The sequence below is a fragment of the Colwellia sp. BRX8-7 genome (assembly GCF_014077275.1).
In the GTDB taxonomy this organism is placed as follows: domain Bacteria; phylum Pseudomonadota; class Gammaproteobacteria; order Enterobacterales; family Alteromonadaceae; genus Colwellia_A.
This window is the reverse complement of the sequence record NZ_JACGVP010000006.1, coordinates 180,339-200,280: the sequence shown is the minus strand read 5'-3', so window position 1 is coordinate 200,280 and position 19,942 is coordinate 180,339. Positions and strand designations below refer to the sequence as shown.

Annotated in this window: 23 protein-coding genes; 7 read left to right on the top strand and 16 right to left on the bottom strand. The window is 37.2% G+C overall.

Going from position 1 to position 19,942, the window contains the following annotated elements:
- Positions 1-61 precede the first annotated feature (61 nt).
- Together H4J57_RS08020 and H4J57_RS08015 are read right to left on the bottom strand one after the other, a co-directional pair.
- Positions 62-1,531, bottom strand: coding sequence for a M48 family metalloprotease (locus H4J57_RS08020; protein ID WP_259366388.1), 1,470 nt, complete (start codon positions 1,529-1,531; stop codon positions 62-64).
- Positions 1,532-1,536: 5 nt separating this feature from the next.
- Positions 1,537-2,172, bottom strand: coding sequence for a hypothetical protein (locus H4J57_RS08015; protein WP_182216119.1), 636 nt, complete (start codon positions 2,170-2,172; stop codon positions 1,537-1,539).
- A 153-nt stretch (positions 2,173-2,325) separates the two neighbouring features.
- Between H4J57_RS08015 and H4J57_RS08010 the strand changes: the two genes are divergently transcribed.
- A complete protein-coding gene (locus H4J57_RS08010) occupies positions 2,326-2,571 on the top strand; it encodes a sulfurtransferase TusA family protein (RefSeq protein ID WP_182216117.1) in 246 nt (81 codons plus the stop codon).
- A 9-nt stretch (positions 2,572-2,580) separates the two neighbouring features.
- Positions 2,581-3,654 carry an AI-2E family transporter gene (locus H4J57_RS08005; protein ID WP_182216115.1) on the top strand — a complete coding sequence of 358 codons (1,074 nt, stop codon included), beginning with the start codon at positions 2,581-2,583 and terminating at the stop codon, positions 3,652-3,654.
- 21 nt (positions 3,655-3,675) lie between these two features.
- Here H4J57_RS08005 and H4J57_RS08000 read toward each other — a convergent pair whose 3' ends face one another.
- From H4J57_RS08000 to H4J57_RS07985, 4 genes are all read right to left on the bottom strand, one after another.
- Positions 3,676-4,278, bottom strand: a complete 603-nt coding sequence (locus tag H4J57_RS08000; RefSeq protein ID WP_182242465.1) for an AAA family ATPase — start codon at positions 4,276-4,278, stop codon at positions 3,676-3,678.
- Between the two features lie 59 nt (positions 4,279-4,337).
- Positions 4,338-4,847 carry a YgjP-like metallopeptidase domain-containing protein gene (locus tag H4J57_RS07995; protein WP_070373884.1) on the bottom strand — a complete coding sequence of 170 codons (510 nt, stop codon included), beginning with the start codon at positions 4,845-4,847 and terminating at the stop codon, positions 4,338-4,340.
- Between the two features lie 60 nt (positions 4,848-4,907).
- Positions 4,908-5,387 carry a thioredoxin-dependent thiol peroxidase gene (gene bcp, locus H4J57_RS07990; protein WP_182242464.1) on the bottom strand — a complete coding sequence of 160 codons (480 nt, stop codon included), beginning with the start codon at positions 5,385-5,387 and terminating at the stop codon, positions 4,908-4,910.
- A 198-nt stretch (positions 5,388-5,585) separates the two neighbouring features.
- Positions 5,586-6,374 (bottom strand): hypothetical protein, encoded by a 789-nt coding sequence (locus H4J57_RS07985; protein ID WP_182242463.1) that lies wholly within the window; start codon positions 6,372-6,374, stop codon positions 5,586-5,588.
- 552 nt (positions 6,375-6,926) lie between these two features.
- Between H4J57_RS07985 and H4J57_RS07980 the strand changes: the two genes are divergently transcribed.
- A complete protein-coding gene (locus H4J57_RS07980) occupies positions 6,927-7,190 on the top strand; it encodes a recombinase family protein (RefSeq protein WP_182242462.1) in 264 nt (87 codons plus the stop codon).
- Between the two features lie 44 nt (positions 7,191-7,234).
- Positions 7,235-7,549: a recombinase family protein gene (locus tag H4J57_RS07975; RefSeq protein ID WP_182242461.1), complete on the top strand. Its 315-nt coding sequence runs from the start codon at positions 7,235-7,237 to the stop codon at positions 7,547-7,549.
- 473 nt (positions 7,550-8,022) lie between these two features.
- Here the strand turns inward: H4J57_RS07975 and H4J57_RS07970 are convergent, their stop codons facing one another.
- On the bottom strand, positions 8,023-8,550 hold the full coding sequence (locus H4J57_RS07970) for a glycine cleavage system protein R (RefSeq protein WP_182222245.1): 528 nt from the start codon (positions 8,548-8,550) through the stop codon (positions 8,023-8,025).
- 356 nt (positions 8,551-8,906) lie between these two features.
- On the opposite strand from H4J57_RS07970, the gene bamC reads away from it, so the two are divergent.
- A complete protein-coding gene (bamC, locus tag H4J57_RS07965) occupies positions 8,907-9,992 on the top strand; it encodes an outer membrane protein assembly factor BamC (RefSeq protein ID WP_182242460.1) in 1,086 nt (361 codons plus the stop codon).
- Between the two features lie 174 nt (positions 9,993-10,166).
- On the opposite strand, the gene H4J57_RS07960 is transcribed toward bamC, so the two are convergent.
- The 7 genes from H4J57_RS07960 to H4J57_RS07930 form a co-directional block, all read right to left on the bottom strand.
- A complete protein-coding gene (locus tag H4J57_RS07960) occupies positions 10,167-10,397 on the bottom strand; it encodes a hypothetical protein (protein ID WP_182215754.1) in 231 nt (76 codons plus the stop codon).
- Positions 10,390-11,082 (bottom strand): M15 family metallopeptidase, encoded by a 693-nt coding sequence (locus H4J57_RS07955; RefSeq protein WP_182242459.1) that lies wholly within the window; start codon positions 11,080-11,082, stop codon positions 10,390-10,392. Before H4J57_RS07955 ends, H4J57_RS07960 begins: the two co-directional genes overlap by 8 nt.
- A gap of 5 nt (positions 11,083-11,087) precedes the next feature.
- Positions 11,088-12,251, bottom strand: a complete 1,164-nt coding sequence (dapE, locus tag H4J57_RS07950; protein ID WP_182215757.1) for a succinyl-diaminopimelate desuccinylase — start codon at positions 12,249-12,251, stop codon at positions 11,088-11,090.
- Positions 12,248-12,595 (bottom strand): arsenate reductase, encoded by a 348-nt coding sequence (locus tag H4J57_RS07945; protein ID WP_182215759.1) that lies wholly within the window; start codon positions 12,593-12,595, stop codon positions 12,248-12,250. Before H4J57_RS07945 ends, dapE begins: the two co-directional genes overlap by 4 nt.
- 14 nt (positions 12,596-12,609) lie before the next feature.
- A complete protein-coding gene (locus H4J57_RS07940; protein ID WP_182215761.1) occupies positions 12,610-12,990 on the bottom strand; it encodes an ACT domain-containing protein in 381 nt (126 codons plus the stop codon).
- 546 nt (positions 12,991-13,536) lie between these two features.
- Positions 13,537-15,660 (bottom strand): phosphate acetyltransferase, encoded by a 2,124-nt coding sequence (gene pta / locus H4J57_RS07935; protein WP_182215762.1) that lies wholly within the window; start codon positions 15,658-15,660, stop codon positions 13,537-13,539.
- Positions 15,661-15,664: 4 nt separating this feature from the next.
- Positions 15,665-16,879 (bottom strand): acetate kinase, encoded by a 1,215-nt coding sequence (locus tag H4J57_RS07930; RefSeq protein ID WP_182242458.1) that lies wholly within the window; start codon positions 16,877-16,879, stop codon positions 15,665-15,667.
- A 191-nt stretch (positions 16,880-17,070) separates the two neighbouring features.
- On the opposite strand from H4J57_RS07930, the gene yfbV reads away from it, so the two are divergent.
- Positions 17,071-17,502 carry a terminus macrodomain insulation protein YfbV gene (gene yfbV, locus H4J57_RS07925; protein ID WP_070373873.1) on the top strand — a complete coding sequence of 144 codons (432 nt, stop codon included), beginning with the start codon at positions 17,071-17,073 and terminating at the stop codon, positions 17,500-17,502.
- 23 nt (positions 17,503-17,525) lie between these two features.
- Here yfbV and rlmA read toward each other — a convergent pair whose 3' ends face one another.
- A complete protein-coding gene (rlmA, locus tag H4J57_RS07920; protein ID WP_182242457.1) occupies positions 17,526-18,341 on the bottom strand; it encodes a 23S rRNA (guanine(745)-N(1))-methyltransferase in 816 nt (271 codons plus the stop codon).
- 16 nt (positions 18,342-18,357) lie between these two features.
- Positions 18,358-19,164, bottom strand: a complete 807-nt coding sequence (gene xthA / locus H4J57_RS07915) for an exodeoxyribonuclease III (RefSeq protein ID WP_182215767.1) — start codon at positions 19,162-19,164, stop codon at positions 18,358-18,360.
- Positions 19,165-19,368: 204 nt separating this feature from the next.
- On the opposite strand from xthA, the gene H4J57_RS07910 reads away from it, so the two are divergent.
- On the top strand, positions 19,369-19,914 hold the full coding sequence (locus tag H4J57_RS07910; RefSeq protein ID WP_182222253.1) for a VC2046/SO_2500 family protein: 546 nt from the start codon (positions 19,369-19,371) through the stop codon (positions 19,912-19,914).
- The last annotated feature ends 28 nt before the right edge of the window (positions 19,915-19,942 follow it).

Sequence of the window (19,942 nt, the reverse complement as noted above, 5' to 3'; positions counted from 1 at the left end):
ACGGGTTAATCGATAGAGTAGGCCGTTATAGCACCTATTCTAAACGTTTCTGTAATATGGATTATAGTCTTTTAAGTTTTTGTTCTTGATCTTGAAATTGCAATATTCGTGCTTTGATACGTTTTTCGACTAACGGTTGATTATCTGTAAAATTGTAGCCTGTTTGCAATTCGTCGACCGCACGAGAGTATGCCCCTAAAAGTGCAAAGATTTCGCCTTTTGTCGCATGCATCAGTGCTTTTTTATCTTGTTTTTCATAGACAGTCGTTAATATATCATAAGCGATAAAATTACCTGGTTTAACTAACAGGTAGTCTTGTAAAAGTACTTCAGCTTCTGAATATTGACTGTTTTCAACGAGAGCGTTGGCAAAGTTTAAGGTAACAACTTGGTTATTTGGCATCAATAAATTAAGGGCACTGAGCATAGTCAGCGCTTTATTTACTTCTTTTGTTTTAATATAAACATCGGTTAGTGCATCTGCATAGAATAGATTGTTTTTATCTTCAATGAGCAATCTCTCAAGTATTTTTTTAGCCGCTTGATACTCTTTATTTTCAAATAATGATAAAGCTAAGCCATAGTCAACAGCGGCTCTATAAGTGTAGTTTTGTTTTTTTATACTATCTTCAAAAGTTGCAATGTTTTCCAGGGCCGTTGATTCGTAACGCGCTTGAATACGCGCTTTTGCGAGCGCAAAGTTTAAACTAGGAGCTGAAGGACGACTTTCTAAACCATGAGCACGGACACGCGCTTCGGCAATGCGAGATTCAGGTACTGGATGAGTTAATAGCATTGCTGGTGGCTTTGAAGTATAACGATATTTTACTGCCATTTTTCCAAAAAAATCGGGGGCACCTTGCGGATCAAAACCGCTTTGTGCGAGTAGGGCAATGCCAACACGGTCGGCTTCTTGCTCATTGCCACGGGTAAAATTAATACTTGATTGTTTTGACGCCGCCATTGTTGTGGTTAATGCAGCCATACCAACAGATGGGTTAACTAATGCCAGTAATACCCCTGAAATCAATGCTGCAGTGGCTAGTGGTTGATTTCTGCTTTGAGCCTCAAGCCTTCGGGCTAAGTGACGTTGGGTTACATGAGATATTTCATGACCGATTACTGAGGCTAGTTCGCTCTCTGTATCAGCGAGGGTAATTAAGCCACTATGAATACCAACATGGCCCCCAAAAAAGGCAAAGGCATTGATTTCTTTATTTCTAATGATAAAAAATTCGAAGCTGTAATTAACATCTTGGGCATTCTTGACTAAACGGTTGCCTAAATCGTTAATATATTCAATTAAAACAGGGTCATTGACCAACGGCTGAGAAGCGCGAATTTGACGCATCATTGCGTTACCTATCTGGCGTTCTTTATCAACAGATAGAACGCTAAATCCAGCCGTGCCAATTTCAGGAAGTTTGTTTTTATTATTTTCTTGGGAAAAGCCGTATGGGCTAGCAACTAATGTTGTTAATGCGCAGGTAAATAATAATGATTTTATTTTAAGCTTATGTTTATAAGGCAAATTAATTATTCCGTATTTATATCCGGTGTATCAAGTAAATCAGCTATCGTGAAATTTGGTTTTCCTCGATATAACTCTTTACAAAAATCTGCAATGGAATAACCCACTACATCGACTATTTCAAATGATTGGCTCAGTTGAGCTATTAGCTCTTGCACACGTTTATGTGAGTACTTTATTAACGCTAAATCTGCTGGATCACCACTTTTAAAAGTAAAAACGATAAAGGAAATTAAACTACTGATCCTAAATAGCATTTGCATGTTTTCGGGTGACCATTGCACAAATGGACATAAGGCACTTTGTGATAATGGTGTATAGAGTCGTTCACCTTTGACTATCGGATAACAGTGAAGTTCATAATTTTGTTCATCATAGCAATGGCGTAAGGCTATTTTTGGCTTTTGGGTAACGTTAATAGTGCCATCGTTATCAGCCGTCGCCTCTAAAAAGGCATAGTTCCAATTACGTTTATCAAATAATTGTTTATAGGCACTATCAAAACCATGCGTTAAAATCCCGTCCATATCACTAATTGAAGATGCCGCCATATGATAGATAGCAGGTACATCACCCCAATTAAGTTTCTTTTTATGAGCAGTAATTTCTTTTAAACTAGCTGTTATCGGTAACTCTTTCATTTCACCTCAGTACTTATTTGCCAACAAATCAAAATAAATAATACAATAACATTGTAATCAATTGTCGCAAATTAGATAATCAAACAAAAGGTTTGTTTACTGTTATTGGTGACAATTATTGTTATCTGATGATTTTTTAAGTGGTATGTAGTGATGATCTATGAATATGATGCCAGTTCGGAAAAATGTCCTGTGCCATTAGTACAATTGCGATTATTGTTAAAAAAAATGTCGAATGCTGATTTTTGTTTACTGAGAATATCTGACCAAGGCTCTATCAAGGATATTCCTAAACTATTAACGAAACAAGGTTACCACTATAAAGAGTCTTGGCTTGAAAAAGACACCCTTGAACTTTTTATTAGTAAAGCCCCTCAACCCCTTTCATCCAACAGGTAAGTTATATAAATGGTTTCATTATTTTCTCAATGGTATAAACGTAAGTTTTCTGATCCAAACGCAGTAACTTTAATGGTTATTCTTTTGTGTGCCTTTCTTTTTGTCTTTTTATTTAATAACTTACTTATGCCGGTCTTTGTTGCTATTGCGATCGCTTTTTTATTAGATTTACCTGTCCATCGTCTAGTCCGTCTTGGCTTATCAAGAACATTTGCCGTGGGTATCGTTGTAGCGGGGTTTATCGGCATTTCTTTAGTCGGTATTCTTGGGCTAATGCCCGTTATTTGGCAACAAAGTAGTAATTTATTACAAGAAGTACCGCAAATGGTGTCTCAGGGACAAACCTATTTGTTGACGCTTCCCGAGTTGTATCCTGATTTAATTAATGCCGGACAAATAGAAACATTAATTTCTGCCGTCAATGATAAGTTAATTGAATGGGGACAAGTTGCCTTAAAAGCGTCTCTTAATTCTATTTCTGATATTGTTGCTTTGATGATTTACTTAATTTTAGTGCCGTTAATGGTGTTCTTCTTTCTAAAAGATAAAAAAGTATTAATTTCAAATTTCACCTCATTTCTTCCTAAAGAACGTTTAATGGCGACGAAAGTAGGCGATGAGATGTATCAACAAATCATGAATTATATTCGTGGTAAGGTGATTGAAATCCTTATTGTTGGTGCTGCATCGACCATAGCCTTTATCGTCCTCGGCCTAAATTATGCGGTATTACTTGGTGTTTTAGTGGGGTTGTCGGTACTTGTGCCATATGTAGGCGCTACTATCGTCACTTTTCCTGTTTTGTTGGTGGCTTTATTTCAATTTGGCACCGGTAGCGAATTCGGTTATGTAATGATAGCTTACGGTATTATTCAAGCTATTGATGGCAATATTATTGTGCCATTATTATTTTCAGAGGCGGTAAATCTCCATCCAGTAACGATTATTGTTGCTGTTATTTTATTTGGCGGCATGTGGGGTTTCTGGGGAATATTCTTTGCTATTCCCCTAGCAACTTTAGTTAAGGCCGTTTTAAATGCTTGGCCATCAAATAGTGACTTTCCTGAACAGGGTACCGCTTAAAGAGGTGCTCTAAGGTAAACTTTACCCTGAGTCTTTTTGATACTGCTCGATAATTTCTTCAATGGTCGTGATACCAAACATAACTTTATTGATAAAAGATTCAGCACTGTGGATTAAGTTAAAATTAGGATGTTGTGACCAAATAGTCTGTAGTTTATCGTCAAGAATGATAGCCGCTTTTTCTGATTCATTGCGAATGGGATTATTACTTTTGATACTTTCACCTGATTTTGCTGCACTTTCAAAAAAAATGACCGCATCGTAACGTGCCAACTCATCAGCAAGCGTGGTATCCATCGCTTGGAAAAACTCATCATCATTGCCTGGCCAATAAGCTAGGCCGTCTAAAGAGCCTCGGTCACATAAAATAATACTGTGCTCAAAAGTCGCTCGTTGAATATCTTCTAAATGTTTTTGCAAATTAAAAATAGCAGTTTGTTGTGTTTTTAGTACATGATTATTATTTGAACGAGCAATGCCGCCACTGAAAATCATCGTTGCTGCTTCGGGGACGGTCGCTATTTTTCCTGAAAATTCACGGCGAATAAGATCAATCGCTGTGGTTTTACCGCCGCCAGGGCCGCCAGTAAGAACGATACGTTTTTTTACATGAGTAATATTCATTAGCATTTATTATAAGGATATTTTCAATACTGTAGCTTGCGTTAAAATAGGCTTCAAGCTTAATTGTAAATATCGCCAAATAACTCTACTTGGGTCAAGTAAATGCGTAAATCTAGTTCTACTTGGTGATAATCTGCTTGCATATGCTGACAAAGTTTATAGAAATTTTTGTTATGATCTTTTTCTTTTAAATGGGCAAGTTCGTGAACAACGATCATTTGCAAAAATGTTTCTGGCGTTTTTTTAAATAAAGCGCCAATGCGTATTTCATTTTTACTTTTCAGCTTACTGCCTTGCACCCTTGATACATAAGTGTGCAGGCCTAATGCGTTATTAATAACATGAATTTTATCGTCGTACTTTATCTGGCTTAATGGTTCAGACTTCTTTAAGTACTGATTTTTAATATCCATTACATAGCTGCGTAGGGCTTTATCATTATATATTTGATGGGTAACAGGGTATTTTGCCAACAAATAGGCAGATAACTTCTTGGCCGTTATCATTGCTTGTACTTTATGTTGAATATCTAAAGAATAGGCTGAAAGGTATTTTAAAGGAGCAGGCATTATAACATTCTATTTATGCGGCTAGCCTAAAACAAATAAGCTAACCGTTACGGTTAATTTTTAGTCGTTAGTGTTTAAAACGTCTAAAACAACTTCATGGTGGTTTTTTGTCTTGAATTTATTAAATACGTGGCTAATTTTGCCATCTAAGCCAATTAAAAAACTTAAACGATGGATGCCGTCGTATTCTTTTCCCATGAACTTCTTTAATCCCCATACGCCAAAGGCGTCAGCAACACTGTGATCAACATCTGACAATAACGTGAAGTTTAATGCATCGCGCAGACAAAACTTAACTAACTTCTTCGGTTCGTCGGGACTAATGCCAAAGACTATTGTATTTAATTGTTCAAGTTCGCTTTTACTGTCTCTTAGGCCTTGTGCTTGCACAGTACAGCCTGGGGTCATGGCTTTAGGGTAGAAATAGACCAGTACTTGTTTTCCATTTGACCCAATGTAGTCATTAAGAGATACAGAGTTGCCATCTTGGTCAGGGAGAGTGAAGGCTGGAGCTGTATCGCCAACTTGTAATGTATTCATTAAATGAGTCCTAAAATAAATTGTATTAACTTTGTAACAGCACAGGTGGTGTTAGAAAATAGGAAAGAAAAAGCTTACGAGGTCAGGGTACTTAAATTACAGATATTAGTCTAATTAAACATTCCCACAATCTATCATTAGAGGGAGGTCTAATTATAAGCTTGCAACCAAAAACGATTGCTTGGTCATCACAGAGAATTAGCTTCTTTTGAGATGAGCTTGCATAAGGCGCTTTACAGCAAAAGATATTGGAATGATATCGAAGCTAAATGTAGAGCCTTCTCTCCCACCTGACGACTCTGAAAAAGACCAAATAAAGTGTTTACTTTTTTCATCAATTCTAGCCTTGAGCGGTTTGATTCTTTCTTCGTTACTAGCAAGTAAATCAATAGTGTGGCTGTGTAGCTCAATAGACTCATTGTACCTTTCAAAGACTTCTTTATTTACCTTTGGAAGACTATCTAAAGAGTCGGTTAGATTATCAAATGCCTCTTTGAGGCTAAGGGTTTGGGTCTTCATTTTATCATTATTAGCCTTAGAATGATTCATGCATTCTACAACTACATTATATTCTATAATAGACTCGTAAAAGTACTCTGTAGTTGAATTAACTTTTAGGCAAAATGAAATAAGCCTCTTAATTTCTATAGCTTCCTGTCTTGTGAATAATGCTTCGACACTCACAGCCAAGGCTTCAAGCTCTTCAATCACGGTGATTAGGTTTGGTAAGTGGTTCTTAAGTGCAGACTCTGCTTTACGAGTCGAGTATGCTGCTTCCGCAGATGCTTCTAAATTTAATATGTATGACTCAGCCCTGCATACTGTCTCGATGACTTTTATTGCTAAGTCGAACTCATCTTTAAAAGTAGCTTGTTCTTTCCATCTATGAACACCATACAAAGCAGACGCACCCAATAAAATAGTTCCAAGCCCTGAGAGAAGACCACCAAAAGCCATTAATTCAGATTGTGTAATCGGTATTTCCATAAGAGTAGAGTCCCTTCAAATATATAAATAAGTAATCAAAATATATACTTGAATATAACAAAGAGCTTTTAGCATTGGCAATATAATATTAATAAATAACCTAAAGAAAACATCCTTCTGTTCCCCAACAACAATGTCATACTCCCTTCGGAAGAGCGTCCATCAGTTAAGGGGATAAAATTTTTTATTTGCCAGTGTAACTTATTAGACTAACGCTAACGGTCAAAGGCTTGACCAACTCCTAATCTATTTCAGGAACTTTACAGGTTAGGTGGATATCTCTGTGAGCTTAAGTACCTAAAAAATTGAGTCAGAGTTGTTCAGTGGCATTTGGGTGTCAGCCTTTAATGTCTTTCCCCCATGGGGGGCTTTGGGTGCTACGAGTCAGTTTTTAGTTGTCGAGATGATTAATGTCAACAAGGCTTAGGTCTTGATGTGCACGGGTTACAGGTTAAATTAAGTGTTAGTTATATCTGTACTTTGCGCTGCGTCATGATGTGTAGCTCGTGACACAGTCTTTGAGTATGACTACAGCCCAGTAGAATGATATTCATGACACAACCTAATGTAAAAGCATACCTACGAGCTAGTATCAAGAAGCAAGATGAAGTGGCTAAGGATAGAATTAATATCTTTGTAGAATCCTTAGCTACAAAGGCGACTAGTTGGTATTCAGATAACATATCAGGTACTACAGCCGATAGACCTGAATTAGAAAGATTACTCACTGACAGTCACGAAGGTGATTTGATAGTTGTTGAGTCTTTAGACCGATTAACAGGCTTAGTTATAGTGACTGAAAAGCCCTTCAATTAAGACTAATAACAAAAGGTATAGTGATAGTAAGTTATGACCTAGAAATGACTCACAGCGCACTTAATAAGAGCATCAAATACAATGACCTTATTAAAGCATTGACTGCATTCATGCTTGATACTGTAGCAATAGCATCTAGAGCTAACTATGAAGATAGAAGACTTAAACAATCTGAAGGTATTGCCAAAGCTAAAGCTAATGGAACTAAGTCAGGCAAGCCTATTGGGGGAATTAAGATTCATAATGATGAAGCTATCGTTAATTGGAAGAATAGTTCAGGCTCAAGTATAGTGGTGACTGCTAGTCACTTTGAGGTATCTAAAAGTACAGTAAATAGGGCTATGAGAAAGTACAAATAATTAATGTATTGATGACAGTGTCAGTCTTAAAATCACACAAATAAAGAAGCTAAACTTCACTCTGCTAGGTAAAGCTACTTCCTACTGATGATAAAGGAGTCGTGCATCTTCGAGGATAAACCCCTAAAGCTAGTTGAGTCTAGTTCTAGGTTATTGTCAGCACAATAATTCTCAGCTAACTCTAATTGTCTTTTGAGGCTATCTCCTGAAATTTGTCTTTTAGTGGAAAATTTTATGTAGCTGTATGCTATTTTCACTGGAGGTAGCCTTAAGTTATGAGTAAAGAAATAGTACTTAAGGCTTAAATATAGATGGTTTTATTCTTTAGGTACAATAAAAATTACACTAGTACTTGTTTTTTAACAATATAATCAGCTAAAGCGACTTTATCGCTATTTTCATCAAGTAAAGTAAATAGTGGTGCGGTTTCGCCAACAGTTATTTTTTTCATGGGTATCCTGCTTGTATGTAGTTTATATAAGGTTTGAATTCACTTTTTTAATGCAGCCTTGCACATCAACTTGTTCGCATAGTTCAAAGTAGTCGCTTTCTAGCTGTGCAATACTTGTGTCTTCGGTTAAGGCTATTAATATGGTCGCGCGCATTTGATTAGTGACGGGGTCAATTTCTGATTTTAACGATGATAAGTCAATATTGCGGGTGGCAAAAAATGCGGTCACCGCTTTTAATAAACCAGGTTGGTCGATACCGGCATAATCAACTTGATAATGATGGGTGAACTCTCTTTTTTTATAACCAGAGGTTCTTTTCATCATGGTGGTTAATTCAAGCTTGACTGCCACGGCAGGTAACTTATTTTCAATTTGATTAATCGCTTTCGCACTACCATTTAATAACATAATCAAAGAAAACTCTAGGCCAAATATCGCCATTCTACTGTCAATAATATTACAGCCGCATTTACTCGCCAGCTTAGTGAGCTCACTTACACTTCCTGTTCTGTCTGCGCCCATTGCCGTGAGTACTAAATATTGAGACATAGTTAGCCTAAGTAGTTTAAAAAAGTGGCTATTGTAACGTATTTAAAGCAGATAAAAACCGCTATTAAAGCGAGAATATATTTATTTGTTATTTTTCGAGTTGAATTCTTGTGTTTGTAAAAACAGCCAAGTACCATGGTGCCCATTAATTTGTCTGATAGTATACTTGTATATGCTGATCAATAAAATCTATAGATAATATTGGAACTTAATACAGATAATTTACTCAAAAAGCAGATTAAAGTTTTCGTTGTCTACATTTAATCTACATTTAATGGTTTCAAAGTTAACTTTTATGGTCAGTTCAATATAAGAACCAACTTTTAAAGATTCAGATTGTATCCTCAGGAGTGTTAATGAATCGTCGTATATTTTATTTTTCCTTGTTAAGTCTTGCAGTAACAGGTTGTGGCAGTGTTAATAACAAAAGCGCTATGGGCGATTTTGAATACGCCAAAGTTAAAGAAGCTAAACAAATAGGTGTTCCTACAGGTTTGAATAAGCCTGAAGTTAATGCAAAGTTTTTTATCTCAGACGACATCAATAATAAAGGGCCAATTGGCCAAGATGTTGATGTTAGAGCGCCTTCATTGGTTCTTCCTGTCGCTTCATCTTCACGTGTTGTTCCAGGTACAATGAACGCTAAAATTTGGTTTGACCAAATATTAGAAGATACCGATTTGAAAGACTTCATCACTGAAGCACTGCGTGAGCAACTCGCGAGTGATGGTGTAGAGCTAACGGCTATCGGTACTGATGATAATGTATTTGAGTCGGCTTGGTACCATGAAGAAGACGTTTCTGGTTATTGGTTATTTAAAACGGTAGATAGCAGTGAGAGCATGCGCTTTAACTATCAGTTTGAAAGTAAACCTCATGGTCGAAGTGTCGCTTTAAGTGTTAAATTAATTGATTACATGCGTACCGACAAGAACGGCGCAAGTAAAACAATGGACATCATTGACAAACAACGCGCAGAAATGGCGATGCTTAATGAGGTTGTTGCTCAGGTTGATTTTAAATATCGATTGCAGCAACGTGAAAACCGTTTAATGCGAGCTAATCAAAAATTTGTCACTATTGGTGAAAACGCTCAAGCAGAGCCAGCATATATTGCTGAAATTGATATTGAAATGCTTTGGTCAAATATGCCATTGTTTTTTACAGATTATGGCTTTGAGATAACAGATCTTAATGAAAGTAAGAAAATATACTTTGTTGATTTTGCCAAGCCTGAAAATAGCTTATGGTCAGTTATATGGGGAGATGACGTTCCTGTTATTGATCTTGACCAAGCTAAGTACCAATTTGTACTTAACGACGAACAAGGTAAAACCTCGGTAACTATCTATGATGCTGATGGTAATCCTTTACCCGTTGAAGTACTAGAACGTATTTTTCCAGTAATGGAAAGAGGCTTATCTTTTAGAGATGCTTTTTAACTTGCTTTAATCGTGCTTATTTAAAATAAAACGCCGCTAAATTTTTTAGCGGCGTTTTTTTTACAAGTCAATTATCTACAGTGTATCTTAATGGTATTTGAAATTATAAAGGTAGTTGTTCAAGTCAGTCTTTATCAAAACTTAATCTTTTTTAAAATAGACTGCTTGGCTATTTCATCGATTTAAATGGCTATTTCGCTTTTTTTCTTTTGACTCTATCGGTTCAGCTGAGACGATAGTTGGCATTTTATGGGCTTTGTTATGACTGCGCGGCAGTGTTTCTTCTAAATCATTTAAGCCTTGCTTTCGTAAAGGTGTATTAGCATTTTGTTGAACAACACTAAAATTACCAATTATTAAGGCGAAAGCTGCAATAATAATAACGATGACTAACCAATTATCCATAGTGAATACTCCCAACATTTTGAATATATTGCTGATAAATAGTTGATAGGTTCTGAAGAATCTCTTCTTTCCCCAAGATATCTGAGCTTAAAAGAACCGAATTAAGCAGGTTCTCAGTTAATAACCTTTCTCCATGTTGCGCTATTGGCCAATAAGATAAATGCCAAGGCTCTATAGCGACTCCACCGCGAAATTTATCGTAAGGAAAGTAAAAGCCAAAGCGACTAGCATGTTGAGTGAGCCATTTGTTTAATGGATAAAAAGGCCCCCCAACAGCAAACTCCCATGGTTCTAACTGTAGCTTTTCATCGTCAGCTAATAAATTTTTAGCATAGATATCGATATCGCATCCCCAATGATGACGGCTTGCCCCAGGAAGTGCCGAAAAGTATAAAATAGCCTGAATAATTTCTTGTTCCGTTATTTTATTAATATCTAGGGTTGCCCCTTGCTTATCTTTAATCGCTAGCTGACCTGAAAACTTTCGGTTCCAAATAGTTAATTGTCGAGTGAAGTTTCTATATCCACTGGCGATTTTCAGATCAAAGCCTGCTAACTTTGCTTCATCAGACATATCTTGCCATGCAGTTAACGCTTGGTGATGAATTCCTGTCTGGTCATCTAACCAAGTAATATGGCTATTGTCGTGGCCAGTTAAGTGTCTGTTAGTTAATATTTCAGTCATTAAAGTTAAGCTGTGGTTGTTGGGTCAGTGAGTGCATTAACCAGTGTATGATAATAAATATCAGTAAGTAAAATTAAATCATTACAGCTGACACTCTCGTTGACTTGATGAATAGTGGCATTGCACGGCCCAAGTTCAATCACTTGTGCACCCGTAGGGGCAATAAAACGGCCATCTGAAGTGCCACCAGATGTTGATAATTCAGCATCAATATTGGTGACTGTCTTTATAGCTTTTACCGCAGAGTCAAGCAAAGCGCCAGGTTCAGTAATAAACGGCTTACCATTAAATGTCCATTTAATTTCATAGGTTAATTGATGTTTAATAAGGACCGCATCAATTTTATCGATAATATTTTGAAAATTTAATTCGGTACTAAAACGTAAATTAAACCATGCGGTTAAATGACCAGGTACAACATTAGTTGCGCCAGTACCCGATTCGATGTTTGATAACTGAAAACTCGTTTTAGGAAAATAAGCATTACCGTTATCCCAGTGCATTTGACTAAGTTCGGCTAAAGCAGGCATAGCTAGATGGATAGGGTTTTTTACATGATCAGGGTAGGCAACATGGCCTTGTTTACCGTGAATGATTAGCTCACCAGAGATAGAACCCCGGCGACCATTTTTAACGATATCACCGACCCTATCTGAGCTGGTTGGCTCACCAACAATACAATAGTTGATTTTCTCATGACGAGCTTCAAGGGTATCGATAACACGGGTGGTGCCATTGATAAAAGGCCCTTCTTCATCACTGGTAATAAGGTAAGCTATTGAGCCCTTATGGTCGGGATGATCATTTACAAAGCGTGCTGTAGCAATGAGCATTGCGGCTAAACTGCCTTTCATATCTGCAGCACCGCGCCCGTACAACATGCCATCAATAATGGTTGGCTCAAAAGGGGGAGTATGCCAAAGCGCTAAGTTACCTGCGGGAACAACATCAGTGTGACCGGCAAAGCAAAATACTGGCTCAGTTGTGCCGCGTCTCGACCATAGATTGGTCGTATCTTCGAAAACCATAGTTTCATTGTTAAATCCCAAAACGCCTAGACGCTCTGACATCATTTTTTGACAACCAAAATCTTCAGGGGTTACTGACGGGCGGGCAATTAAATCTTTCGCTAACATGATAACGTCATGTTCTGCCTTTAATTTACTCATGATAAAAATAGTGCTTGATATACAGGCTCTTTAAAACCCACTTCAAAGGCGTTGTTGTGAGCGATTAAAGGTCTTTTGAGTAAGGTCGGTTGAGCCAAAACTGCTTGGAAAATAACATCATCAGTTAAATTGCTCTTAATCGCTTCGGGTAGGTTTCTAAAAGTGGTACTACGTTTATTGAGTAAAACTTCCCAAGAGCTGTTGCTGACAAATTCATTGAGTAACTCAGGCGTTAATGGTTGTTTCTTAAAATCAAAAAAAGTGTACTCAATATCTTGCTTATCAAGCCATTTCGTTGCTTTTTTAACCGTGTCGCAATTATTTATGCCGTAAATAGTGGTCATGAACATCCCTTAAACTAAATTATTTGGTAATCGTTAGATATCAATGCAGTGGTTGCAAGAGATACATTATTTGATTTTACTAAAATATAATCAGTATCAAAAGTAGATATAGCAAAAATACTGATTTTTTCTTTGGCTAAAATTGTTGATATTTTCGATAAAATACCCGTTAGCGTAAAATCCAATGGGCCGACAACTTCAAGTGCTTGCCAGTCTTTTTCAACCTCATCACTCACAATGTTGATACTTTGAGGTAATACAATGGATGTTTCTTCATAGGTTTTTGCAATAAAAAAAATTGGCGCATCAAACACAGCTTTTGGTATTTCGATATCGCTGGCTAAACTATGAATAGCAAACGTTTCTTCAAGTAATTTGAGGGTAAGAGTGCTCATTGAACGTGACCATTAGGAAAAAGGTCACTATAGCGTTTACTGGCTAATTGTTAAAGCAAGGATAGTTATCTTAAACAGATTAAGTATCGTCAATGCCTTGCTTTAGCAATGAACAGCAGATATTAATAAGATAAAGCAAGTTTACTTGATCTTGTCTCGCGACTCCCCATCGCTTGATAATAGATAAATAATATGATGTTTATTTAGATTTTATTGTATTTTATGGCAATAATAACTTGTTATTTATAAAAACAGCATCAAACGTGGAAAAGTTAATGTATTCTTGCTGGTTAACCTGTTAAATCCTCATCAATAGTTATTAATGATATCCACAAAAGCTGTGGGTATCATTGTGGGTAACTATTGCTTTAATGGTTATCTTTATGTTTTTAAAGGTTAATTTTAGCTGGTTGTTTTTTGTCTAGTGGCTAAAAATTGATTGAATTATAAATAGTTATTAAAATAGTCAACTGTATATAAAAGCAGTCTCAAGCCAATAAAAATATAAGCTAAAAGGTTAATAAACTAACCTTTTAGCTGAGTAAACTATACTTTTGCTTGAATGGCTGTTAAGGCAATTGTATAGACGATATCATCGACTAAAGCACCACGGGAAAGGTCGTTAACCGGTTTTCGCATGCCTTGTAACATTGGCCCAATACTGACTAAGTGTGCAGAACGTTGTACCGCTTTGTAGGTGGTATTACCGGTATTTAAATCAGGAAAAATGAAGACATTGGCTTTACCCGCAACAGGGCTGTTAGGCGCTTTTTTCTTGGCAACATTTTCCATAATGGCGGCATCATATTGCAGCGGTCCATCGATGATCAAATCAGGTCGTTTTGCTTGCGCGAGTTTGGTTGCTTTTGCTACTTTTTCTACATCGGCACCAACCCCCGAACTGCCAGTGCTGTAACTTATCATGGCTACCTTAGGGTCAATGCCAAACTTTATTGCTGAGTCGGCAGATTGTATCGCTATCTCAGAGAGTTGTTCCGCAGTTGGCTCAGGGTTTATTGCACAATCACCATATACTAGAACTTGCTCAGGTAATAACATAAAGAAAACAGATGAAACTAATGAACTTCCTTCAGCCGTTTTAATTAATTGCAGGGCAGGGCGAATCGTATTTGCAGTGGTATTAATAGCTCCAGAGACTAAACCGTCCACTTCACCGAGTTGCAACATCATTGTTGCTAAGACCACGTTGTCCTGTAGTTCTTGTTTTGCGACCACTTCGGTTAATCCTTTATGTTTTCTCAACTCAACTAAAGGAGCAATGTAGTGGTCTCGAATTAAGTTGGGGTCGGTAATTAATAGTCCTTCTGGTAATTGAATACCTTGTTGCTCTGCAATCAATAAAATACTTTCTTTATCGCCCAGTAACTGACAACGAGCAATGCCACGTTCAACACATATTGCAGCAGCCTTAATGGTTCTGATATCTGTGCCTTCTGGCAAAACAATAAGTTTATTTGCACTACGAGCAAGTTCTGTGAGCTTATGCCTAAATGCTGGTGGAGACATTTGGCTACTTTGTGCTACATTTTCAGACAGTTGCTGTAACCAATTCGCAGACAAGTTATCAGCGATATATTCTCTTACTTTTTCATGACGTTGAATATCATCTGCAGGGGTTTCTGGGTTGTAGTTCATTAAATGACGAGACGTTTGCCAAGTATCCCAAGGCACAGAAAGCACCGGTAGGCCAGCGTCTAAAGCTTGTTGACAAAGTGTCATCACTTGTTCGTTGGGTTTATAGCCGTTAGTCAATAATAATGCGCCCACTTTTGTACCATTTAAAGCCGATAAACAGGTGGCGATAATAATGTCGGTTCTGTCTCCAGGAGTAACAATTAATCGACTTGGTTGTAAATGGCTCATTAAATTACCAACGCTGCGTGCACAAAAACTAATACTGCGGATACGGCGATGCGACATATCACCTGCATTTAACACTTCAGCATTGAGATAATTGCAAATATCCATGACCCGTGGCGCGATTAAGTCCATTTCCCATAAGACAGTACCTAACAAGTCAAAATGACGATTTTTAAATATCGATAAATTAATTAGCGTAGCAAGATCGAACTCACTATTAAAATCACTTTCACGAGGCAGTAATCCATACTCATCTTTGTCGGGACTATTAATCTTATTAATAATACAACCAATAAGGCGTTTGTTTTTTATTCCGCCAAAAGTTTCCGCACTAACTTCTAAACGGTCCTCAAACTCTTCAGCGCTATCGTTATCGGGCGCTGCCACCAAGACAATATCTGCTGACAGGGCTTGAGCAACATCTCGGTTGATTCTGCCCGCGTAAGGTTGGCGTGTCGTTGGTATCAGTCCTTCAATAATCACCACATCATGTTGTTTTTCAAATTGATTAAAATCTCCAACAATCTGTTCTAAAACAATATCATGCTTGCCATCGCCCATTTGTTGTTCAACATAAGCTAATGATACCGAAGTCCCTAAATTTGGAGTATTGAGCTTACTTTGAACCGTATTATTTTTGTGAGCTAATAAACGACGAGCGGGTTGACTTATTGGTTTAAAATGGCCGACATTTATACCTTTTTGCTGACACGCATGAAGTAAGCCTTGCACAACACTGCTAAGTCCAACGCCAAAACCTACTGGGATCAACATGATTCTATGTGACATGACTTTATTCCTTAGTTGAGCTGTTATTAAATAAAAGTTGTGAGGTTTGCTCTGCAATAACCCACTCTTCATTTGTTGGAATGACTAAAATAGGACGAGAGTTTTCTGTACCGATATTACCTGCCTTGCCAAAGCAGCAGGCATTATTCTTATCAGTAGCAACAAAGAAATTAAGTAGGCTCAATTGATCAATAATATTGGCTCTAATTAGCGTCGAATTTTCGCCAATACCGCCGGTAAATATTAAGGCATCGATTGATGTTAAGCTGGCAGTAAAAGAAGCAACGGACTTTGCAACACGGTAGCAAAATATATCTAATGCTAACTTTGCTCGTGGATTTTTATCCTTTAACCAAGCTTCTTCTATTTCACGACAATCGTTGCTTAACCCCGAAACCCCTAATAGGCCGCTTTCTTTATGTAACAAATGGCTCACTTGCGCTGTGGTATAGCCGAGTTGATTGATTAGGTGAAAAATAATACCCGCATCAACATCGCCGCTGCGTGTGCCCATCATCACTCCTTCGAGCGGTGTTAAACCTAAGCTAGTATCGACACTCTTACCATTTTTAATCGCAGTAACACTGCAACCATTGCCTAAGTGAGCACTGATAAAATTACCTTCATTAATGGATTTATCGAGTGTTTTAGCCGCTTGTTGTGCAACAAAATAATGGCTTGTACCATGAAAACCATAGCGTCGAATACCATGCTCTTGATAGAGAGCGTAGGGGATACCATAAATGTAAGCTTTTTCTGGCATCGTTTGGTGAAAAGCTGTGTCAAAAACGGCAACTTGCGGCACATCAGTAAAAACCGTTTCCGCGGCGTTAATACCCATCAAATTTGCTGGGTTGTGTAATGGGGCAAGCTGAGACAAGTTACTGATGGTGTTTTTTACTTCATCAGTAATTAACGTTGGCATACAATAGTGTTCACCACCATGGACAACGCGGTGGCCTATGGCACATATTTGTAAATTTAATTGTTGTGAAATTAAGCTGTCAACTAAAGCCATTATCGCTGTTCGATGATCAAATGGATGAGGTATAGCCGTGTGCTTTTTTTGTCCCTTAACGTTAATCTTGATGCTTGCTTGTTCGGACAATAAGCGCTCAGCGAGCCCTGATAGTAATGTTTCGCCGTTTTCTGGTTTAATTAAAGAAAATTTTAAGGATGAACTACCGCAATTTAACACTAAAATTAGATTTTTTTTCATGGTTTTATTTAATGCTCATTTATTAGGTGGTTAATTGTTTTATTACAATACGTTAATTGGAATGATTATAGACCAAATATAGTGTTAAAATATTGATATGAACTAAGGAAGTTAACTTTAGGGAGACTTGATTAAAACTAGTTACAACTTTGTGCTATCTTTTAAATAACCGTTGTTATAGTGTGTCGTTTATGAATATGAGTTTAGTAGAACTAATTAAGCTAGGTCGAGAGTATATGCGACTTTGGCCGCAGCGAGCAGAGTTAGGTAATTATTTTGCCGAGTACCAAGCTGTTCAAATTTGCCGTTTGGCTTTTCGCTATTTACCGGGTATTGCGTTGTTTTCTTTTATTATGCAACTTTACCTAGGATCGATGACGTTATTACCACAAGCGTTAGTTTATAGCTTATTTATTTTAAGTATTCCGCTACAGGCATTGTTAATGCTTGGCGTTAAAGCCGATAAATTTTTGCCGCTGGCACTCGCCTCTTGGTACAAAGAAAGTGTTGCTAGAGTCAACGAAGCGGGTGGTTCGATAAAATTATCACTGCACAAGCCACGTTTTATTGATTTAGCAAAACTACTTAACATCAGTCATCAGTCACAAAATTCTAAATTCTAACCGCTTAACAATTGAGTTAAACGTTAATTGACCGTGTTTTTATAAAGACGTATCAAAAAATCAGCTTGGCAAGTGAAATTATTTCTTGTTTTTAAATCGTTAAGTAAGGTTTCAGTCGTTTTAAAAGCAAAAGGGGTCATTGCTAATAAGTTAATAATATCTTCACCTTCAGTAAATTTCATCTCATAGTTCACTTCTTTTTGTGCAATCAATGTTAAATTTTCAATAGGACTTTTAGTCATATCATGTTGTTGCGCTGTTCGGTATATTAATGCTTTTAGTTCAATTAAATGATTTTTTGCCGGCGTTACTGTGACTAAATAGCCATTATTAGCTAGTACCCGAGTGAATTCTTCTTCAAGAATTGGTGCGTAAATAGAGTTGATCCAAGAAAAGTAGTTTTCACTAAAAGGTAACAGCGACAAGGTGGCAACACTAAATTGACAATCTTTATATTTTTTAGCGGCATTTTTAACCGCATTTTTTGCAATGTCAATACCATAAACACGGTTGGTAGGCCTTACATACTGTTGAGTATAAAAACCTTCACCACAGCCAGCATCAAATACCGGCTTTGTTAAATCACCATATTGTTGATATAGAGATTGTAATTCATCAGCGAGCGGTTGATAAAAGCCTTTATCTAGAAATTGACGACGTGCGTTAACCATGGCTTTGTTATCACCAGGGTCTTTTGAATGTTTATGTTGAACGGGCAATAAGTTTACATAACCTTCTTTTGCTTCATCAAAGCTATGGTTGTTCTGACAACGATAGCTTTGGTTAGCTAACACTAATGATTTTTTACAAATGGGGCAAACGTATTGAGCAAGGAACATAGTATTTACTCAACAGCTACTTAAAAGTAGACCAAATCGGCGCGTGATCTGAAGGTTTTTCAATAGCACGTAGTTCGTAATCAATATCGGCTTCGATACACGTTGCCGCCATCTTGTGCGTTGCCAAAACCACATCGATGCGTAAACCACGATTATCAACAAAACCTTTAGAACGATAGTCAAACCAAGAATAACGTTCCGCTTTTGTTGGATGCAATTCTCTAAACGTATCTTTAAATCCCCAAGCCATTAAAGTTGCAAGCCATTCTCTTTCTTCTGGTTGAAAACTACACTTACCAGTCTTTAACCAACGCTTTTGGTTAGGCTCACCAATACCAATATCTAAATCAGCAGGTGAAATATTAATATCGCCGATAATGACTACGTGCTCATCTGGGGTATGGTTATCATTTAAATAGGTCATCAAGTCTTTATAAAATTGACGCTTATAGGGATATTTTGTTTCATGAGCGATGTTATCGCCTTGCGGGAAATAACCGTTTAATACCGTTACTTTTTCACCTTGTTCATTGGTGGTCTCAATCATCACCATACGTTTTTGAGACTCTTCAGTATCGCTAGCAAAGCCCATTTTAACAATATTGGCTGCTTTTTTACATAACATAGCCACACCATAATGTGCTTTTTGACCATGAAAATAAACGTGATAACCCATAGCTTCAACAGCTTCAACGGGAAAAGCATCATTATGAACTTTGATTTCTTGTAAGCCAATAATATCAGGCTGGTGCTTATCAATGATGGCTTGAAGTTGGTGTAAACGCGCACGAAGGCCGTTAATGTTAAAGCTAATGATTTTCATAAAAGACTCGATATTGATTTTTTCCACATGCTACCAGAAGTTATCAGAGAAGGTTATTATTAATTGCTAGTGAAGTGAATTAGGTACTTATTAACATCAACTTTTTAATAGACAGGTAAATGTGTAAATAAATAGAAATTAAACTCAACTAAATTAAAGGATTGCCGATATAAGCTTTAGAGAAAATAATAAAGTTGAAGTACATTGCTTACAGAGTCAGTTGACAGTCAAATTCTGGTACACGAATTACAATTAGGTGAACAACTTAATGTAAGTGTGCACAGCGCTCGACGAGCTGACTTTTCACTCTTATTGGCAATGCTAAGTGATGACGTACCTAGCCATAGTCAATTTTCTTTGCCAAAAACTGTCGTTGACACTAAAACGACTAATGATGCAAGCTTACGTAAAGAGTTTGACCTTCCTGATAAAGCACCTTTATCTCTGAATGAAAATCACAGCACAGCAATATTTGATCAAGCAGAACTTATTCAGCAGAATAACCTAGCAGAATTACGTTTATCAAATGCTTTGTTGCCTAAACCGCTTGCTTTTCGAGATGATAAAAAGCATATCAGACAAGAAGTATTAAATAATACCTCGCTGTACTGCCAGAAAAAATTTAATCATACAAAGAATAATACGCCGCAAGACACCGACAGTTCAAGATTATCATTCGATACTAAAGGTTGGCTTAACGCCGTGCATAACACTATCGTTAAAGCGCCGTTACTTGATGCTATAGCATAAGGTTATTGCATTAGCATGCCAATAAAAT